This is a genomic window from Streptomyces sp. WAC06614, assembly GCF_003949795.1.
Taxonomy (GTDB): domain Bacteria; phylum Actinomycetota; class Actinomycetes; order Streptomycetales; family Streptomycetaceae; genus Streptomyces.
Genome location: NZ_RPRY01000378.1, coordinates 1 through 6239, shown reverse-complemented (window position 1 = coordinate 6239; position 6239 = coordinate 1). Strand labels below are relative to the sequence as shown.

At 72.7% G+C, this 6239-nt stretch carries 8 protein-coding genes; all 8 read right to left on the bottom strand.

Annotated features, from left to right (window positions below):
• Positions 1-55: 55 nt before the first annotated feature.
• Positions 56-913, bottom strand: a complete 858-nt coding sequence (locus EF918_RS31145; RefSeq protein ID WP_260610827.1) for a hypothetical protein — start codon at positions 911-913, stop codon at positions 56-58.
• On the bottom strand, positions 910-1671 hold the full coding sequence (locus tag EF918_RS31140) for a hypothetical protein (protein WP_125652275.1): 762 nt from the start codon (positions 1669-1671) through the stop codon (positions 910-912). The genes EF918_RS31145 and EF918_RS31140 overlap by 4 nt, the downstream gene beginning before the upstream one ends.
• Positions 1672-1822: 151 nt before the next feature.
• Complete coding sequence (locus EF918_RS31135) at positions 1823-2095, bottom strand: DUF3099 domain-containing protein (protein WP_125652274.1); 273 nt, start codon at positions 2093-2095, stop codon at positions 1823-1825.
• A gap of 159 nt (positions 2096-2254) precedes the next feature.
• Entirely contained in the window at positions 2255-2545 is a 291-nt protein-coding gene (locus tag EF918_RS31130; protein ID WP_125652273.1) for a DUF1416 domain-containing protein, read from the bottom strand.
• A gap of 42 nt (positions 2546-2587) precedes the next feature.
• The gene (locus tag EF918_RS31125; RefSeq protein ID WP_125652272.1) at positions 2588-3427 is read right to left on the bottom strand and encodes a sulfurtransferase; all 840 of its coding nucleotides are present in this window, start codon (positions 3425-3427) and stop codon (positions 2588-2590) included.
• 231 nt (positions 3428-3658) lie between these two features.
• Entirely contained in the window at positions 3659-3742 is an 84-nt protein-coding gene (locus EF918_RS39350; protein WP_369009104.1) for an Ms5788A family Cys-rich leader peptide, read from the bottom strand.
• Positions 3743-3894: 152 nt separating this feature from the next.
• The gene (locus tag EF918_RS31120; protein WP_125652271.1) at positions 3895-4590 is read right to left on the bottom strand and encodes a DUF2993 domain-containing protein; all 696 of its coding nucleotides are present in this window, start codon (positions 4588-4590) and stop codon (positions 3895-3897) included.
• A 128-nt stretch (positions 4591-4718) separates the two neighbouring features.
• A partial coding sequence (locus tag EF918_RS37385; protein ID WP_312847881.1) for a hypothetical protein occupies positions 4719-6239 on the bottom strand: 1521 nt, incomplete at its 5' end.

The window sequence follows — 6239 nt, the reverse complement described above, 5'->3', positions numbered from 1 at the left end:
GTCTCCGGGGTGGCGGGCGGGGTCTCCGGGGCGGTGTCGGTGGTGGGCTGCTCGGTCATACGGACTCCCCCGGGGACTTCATGTGGTTGAGCTGCCGCTTGAAGAGCTCAGCGGCCTTGCCGGCGTCGAACGACTTCCCCCCGTAGGCGCGGAAGGTCACCATCAGGTCGCCCTCGACGGCCACGCACGCCAGCGCGTCGATCTTCTCCATCTCCTTCTCCTTCGCCTTCTCCTTCCGCTCCTCGGAGACGGCCACCAGGGCGCACCGGGCGTCCGGGAACCCGTCGATCCGCGGGGCCTTGCGGTCCTCGCCCGCCAGCTCGATCAGTTTCTTGGCGAACGCCGAGAAGGCACCGAGGGCCTGCGGGTCCGCCTGCGTGAGCTGGACCTCGAAGGTGGTGCCGGAGTCCCTGCTGAAGGACGGGTCGTGCTGGTAGCTGCGCCCGGCCATGCCCTTGAGCTTCAGCTCGGCCAGCGCCTTGTCGCGCTCGGCGCGCTGCGTGGTGGACAGGCCCGTGCGGGCCGCCTTGAACGCCTCCATCGCCTTGTCGCCCGAGACGTAGAAGTCGTTGCCGTCCCCTTCGAGGTCGGGGCCGAGCGTGTACCCGTCGGGAACGGGCAGCAGTTTGGCGGTGAGCGCGTTCGCCGGGACCTTCGCCGGTGTGCGCTCCGGGCCGGGGCCGGCGCCCTCCGGCGCCCAGTACGCGGTCGGCGCCGTACGGTCGGCGGTGGCCGCCAGCGCCGTCAGGGTTCCGCCGCCGGCCAGCAGGGCGACGGCGACGCCGCCCGCGACCAGCGCGGTGCGCCGCCGCGCGTGCGGCGGACGCGGGGCGTCGGCGGGCGGCGGCTGCGGGGCGTCGGCGGGCACCGGCTCCTCGCCGGCGGGGACGGACGCGTGGTGCTGCTCGGTCACAGTCGCTCCATCTGTCGCTTGGCCAGATCGACGATGTCGCTCTGCGAGACCTTCTTCTTGTTGTCGTGGTACGAGATGAACACGGCCACGTCCCCGCGCCGGGCGACGGCAGACGCCAGGTACAGCGGGTGGTACCCGGCCTCCTCCAAGGGCTTCGCGTAGACGAAGGCCCGGCCGAAGTCGGCGGGGACGCCGGGGATGTCCACACCCCGGTTCGCGGCGCGCCGGCTGTTCGACTCGAGGTGGACCTGGTGGCGCTGGAAGGCCTCCGCGCCGGCGCGGTCGCGGAACTGGATCAGCGCGACGTCGACGAAGACGGTGTCGTCCACCACGTACTCCAGGGCCGCGACCCGCCGTACGCCACTCCCGACCAGGCCGTCGAGGCCGCCGCCCGGGTCCTCGTAGAAGGAGGCCGAGAACACGTCGACGGGCCGGTAGCCCTTGTCCGTCACCGTGGCCCCGCCCGGCGCGTCGACGAGCAGCGGGACGAGGTCGTCCTCGGTCCTGGACCAGCGGTGGGCGTTGATCGACTTGGCGGTCGTCCGCTCGTCCGGGGCCTTGGGCGCCGGGTCGGGCAGGTTCTGCTGGGCCAGCGGGGCCAGCGGGGTGGGCTCGCGGTCGTACTGGATCGCGTAACCGGTGACCGTACCCGCGAGGACGCCGAGGGCGGCGGCGGAGGCGATCAGGGCCGGTGTGCGGCGCTTGCGGCCCTTGCTGCGCTTTGCATCCGGAATCGGCGAAGTGTCCGCTTCCGGCACATTGCCCTCCGCTTGCGGAGGCTCAATGCGTGTCTGTACGTCTTCCAAAGGGGTCCCCCCACAGGACATGACCACGGGATGGTTCACCCGTGCACACGTTTGATTCCTGTGGGGCGGACGGGGTTGCGGAGCACCCGGTCACGGTTGGGTCTCAGCGCTCGTCCCGTCGGCCGTCCCGCCGTCCGTCGAGCTCGTCCCACCAGGCGTCGGACTGCGGGTCCCCGGACGGATCGTCCCACCAGCGGTCGTCCGGCCCGCGCCGGTTCGCCACCACGGCCGCCACGGGCGGGATCACCATGGCGACGACGCACATCGCGACCGCTGCCGGCACGGACCACAGGCGCACGAAGGCCCAGGCGGAGACGAAGAGGACGAGGCATCCGCCCATCATCAGGAAGTAGGCGCGCCGGCGCCGGGCGTACATACCTCCAGCGTAGGACCGGCCGCGGAAGGCGAAAAGAACAAGGAAAGGAAGCAAGGGAAGGAAGGGGAGGAAAAGACGGGAAACAAGGACGGAGGGCCGCACCCCGATCCAGTGGCGTCCAACCCCCTGGGGTGCGGCCCTCCGGCCGGTTCATGAGCCTCAGACGGCGATGGCGACGTCCGTCAGGCTGCCGGTCTCGGTCACGACGACCTTGCGGTCGGCCGTGCCGCCCGGGATGAGGGCCCGCAGGGTCCACTCGCCCGGCGCCGCGTAGAAGCGGAACTGGCCGGTGGCCGAGGTCGGGACCTCGGCGGTGAACTCGCCGCCGCCGTCCAGCAGGCGGACGTAGCCCGAGACGGGCTCGCCGTCCTTGGTCACCTGGCCCTGGATGGCCGTCTCACCCGGCTTGAGGGTGGAGACGTCGGGTCCGCCGATCTGTGCTCCGCACATGTTCTCTGTCCTGTCCTGGGAGAAGAAGTGGTCGAGGGGGTCCTACTTGGCGGCGCCGAGCTCGATCGGCACGCCGACGAGCGAGCCGTACTCGGTCCACGAGCCGTCGTAGTTCTTGACGTTCTCCTGGCCGAGGAGCTCGTGGAGCACGAACCACGTCAGCGCGGAGCGCTCACCGATGCGGCAGTAGGCGATGGTGTCCTTCGACAGGTCCACCTGCTCCTGCTCGTAGAGGGCGGTGAGCTCCTCGTCCGACTTGAAGGTGCCGTCGTCGTTGGCGTTCTTCGACCACGGGATGTTGCGGGCGCTCGGCACGTGGCCGGGACGCTGCGACTGCTCCTGCGGCAGGTGCGCCGGGGCGAGCAGCTTGCCGGAGAACTCGTCGGGCGACCGGACGTCGACCAGGTTCCGGGTGCCGATCGCGGCCACGACGTCGTCGCGGAAGGCGCGGATGGAGGTGTCCTGCGGCTTGGCCTTGTACGTGGTGGCCGGACGCTCGGGGACCTCGGTGACCAGGTCGCGGGAGTCGAGCTCCCACTTCTTGCGGCCGCCGTCGAGGAGGCGGACGTCCTGGTGGCCGTAGAGCTTGAAGTACCAGTAGGCGTAGGACGCGAACCAGTTGTTGTTGCCGCCGTAGAGGACGACGGTGTCGTCGTTGGAGATGCCCTTGGCCGACAGGAGCTTCTCGAAGCCCTCCTGGTCGATGAAGTCGCGGCGGACCGGGTCCTGGAGGTCCTTCTTCCAGTCGATCCGGACCGCGTTCGTGATGTGGTTCTTGTCGTACGCGGACGTGTCCTCGTCCACCTCGACGATCACGACGTTGGCGTCGTTCAGGTGGGCCTCGACCCAGTCGGCGTCGACGAGGACGTCGCTGCGGCTCATGGTGATCTCCTCCGGGGCAGTGTGCGGGGGCTGTGCAGGGGTGCTGCGGCTGCTGTGCTGCGGTGTGCGCGTGCGGTGCTGCGCTGCTCGTCGTGCGTCGTCGTGCGTGAGCGGGTGCGCCGGGGCGTCCTGGGCTGGGGCGCGCAGGGACGGTCGGTCAGGTGCGGTCACGCGGAAGGGCCGGGTGTGCGGCCGACGATCGAGCGGGGTGCGTACGGATGCGCGGGGCGCTCACATCGGGCGACAGAGCATGGCGGCGACGCGACACAGGTCTACTGCCCGTCGCTTCGTGAGGTCCGCCTGCTGTTGCTTCATAGGCATGGATCGTAGGGAGGAACCCGGCACCCTGTCACCGGCGTTTCATATCGCGAGACGGAATCGTCCGCAGAACAAGATGAAACCCCCTCCGGCCAGGCCCCGAGGGGTCCGGCCGGAGGGGGTATGACTGCTGTGCGGAACCAGCCGTCTCACGATCCGGCCAGCACCACGTCCTTGCCGCCGACGGCCAGGTGGACGCCCCCCGCGTCCGAGGTCAGGCCGGACAGCACGATGCCCCGGGGCAGCCCGTCGACGCGGCGGTCGAAATCGGTCTTCTTGCGGACCATGCCCTCGATGCCGGGGATTCCCTCGCCGGGGACCTCGTCGGCGCGGACCCGGACGGTGGTGCCGTCCACCAGGCTGATGGTGGACACCACGCTGCGCGTGATGCTGCGGCCGAGGATCTCGACCGTGGCGGTGACCTTGACCTTGCCCGGGGCGCCCCCGTAGGTCACGGTCACGCCGTTCTGCGAGGCCTTGGTGAGGTCCTCGTACGAGACGAGCGCGGAGCCGTCGACGGTGCCGGCGGTGCCACCGGAGAAGTCCCCGTTCAGCTTGACCTGGTGGAACCGGGCGTCGAACTCGGTGATCCGCATCCGGCGCCCCTCGTTGCTCGCCTCGACCCCCTGGAGCTTGACGTCGACCTGCTCCAGCTCGTGGCCGAGCGCCTGCGTCAGGAACGGGAAGCCGTGGATCTCCACGCTGGTGGAGGCGGCCTGACCGCGGCCGACCTTGACCCGGTCGGCGATCCGGTCCTCGGCGTAACCGACGGCCAGGCGGTCGGCCAGGACGAAGAGTCCGGCCAGGACCAGTCCGATGATCAGAAGTATTCGCAGGGCGCGCATGGGTCCTCTGGTCCTCCCCCGTGTGGACGATCACATGGCCGTAGCCATGACCATGACCGTGGTCCTGAAGCTGACGGCCGCGGTGGTGGCCGCGGTTCCCACGGTCATGATCATGTGAGGCTACTGGGTCAGCCCACCACACGCCCGATCAGGTAGACGGCCGGCGCGGCGACGGCCAACGGGAGGGCCACGCCCGCCGTCATGTGGACGAACTTCGACGGGTAGTCGTACGCCGCCACGCGCAGGCCGATCAGGGCGCAGGCGCCGGCGACCAGCCCGACCAGGGCGCCACCGGCCACCCCGACGGCCGTCAGCCCGCCGACGGCGATGCCGGCGCCCGCGGCGGCGGCCAGGGAGGCCCCGACCGACGGGGCCGGCGGCAGCGGCAGGGCCCGGGCGAAGGTGGCCACCGCGACGGCGACCGTGCCGGCGGTGACCGCGGCCGGGTCGGCGGCGAGGTAACCGGCGCAGACGATCGCCAGGGCGGCGGACGCCACCGAGGCCATCAGGCCGTACATGCGCTCGTCGGGGTCGGCGTGGCTGCGGAGCTGGAGGACCAGGGTGAGCAGCACCCAGGCACCGAGGGTGCCGATGACGGCGCCCGGGCCGTAGGAGTCGTCCACGGCGAGGACGGCGACGTCGGCGACGAGCGCACCGGCGAAGGCGAGGGCGATGCCCTGGCGGGCGGGCCACATGCCGTTGAGCCGGAACCAGCCGGCGGCGGTGAGCCCCTGCAGCAGCACGAGCGGCACCACGAGCGCCAGCTCGCCCAGGGCCGCCGCACCGGCCATGAGCAGACCGAGCCCGGTCGTCACGAGCGCGGGCTGCGGCCCGGGATCGATGATGGGCGACCGCCCTTCGGCCCGCGCCTGCGCCGGGTCGACGACCCGGATGGTGCTCCCCCCGAGCGTCGGCTCGGAGTACTCCCTCGAACCGCCCCCGGGCCCGTCGGCTGCCGCCGGGGCGGCTCCCGCCGGGGCGGGGGCGTCGTCACGGACCGGCGGGAGGTACGCCGTCTGCGCGGCCGCGTCGGCCCCTGCCGGGGCGGGGGCGTCGTCACGGACCGGCGGGAGGTACGCCGTCTGGGCCGCCGCGTCGACCCCTGCCGGAGCGGCGCCAGGTCCGCCAGGCGCGGCGTGGGCGCCGGGCGCGGCGTGGGCGCCGGGCGCGGCGTGGGCGCCGGGCGCGGCGTGGGCGCCGGGCGCGGCGTGGGCGCCGGGCGCGGCGTGGGCGCCGGGCGCGGCGTGGGCGTCCTCGCGGAACGGGGGCAGGTACGCCGTCTGCGCGGCCGCGTCGACCCCTGCCGGGGCGGGAGCGTCGTCACGGACCGGCGGGAGGTACGCCGTCTGGGCCGCCGGGTCGGCAGCGCCCTGGCCAGCGCCGGGTCCGCCCGGGGCGTGGGCGTCCTCGCGGAACGGGGGCAGGTACGCCGTCTGCGCGGCCGCGTCGACCCCTGCCGGGGCGGGGGCGTCGTCACGGACCGGCGGGAGGTACGCCGTCTGGGCCGCCGGGTCCGCAGCGCCCTGGCCGGCGCCGGGTCCGCCCGGGGCGTGGGCGTCCTCGCGGAACGGGGGCAGGTACGCCGTCTGCGCGGCCGCCTCGGCGGCCGGCGGGGTGGCGGTGTCGCGGAACGGGGGCAGGTACGCCGT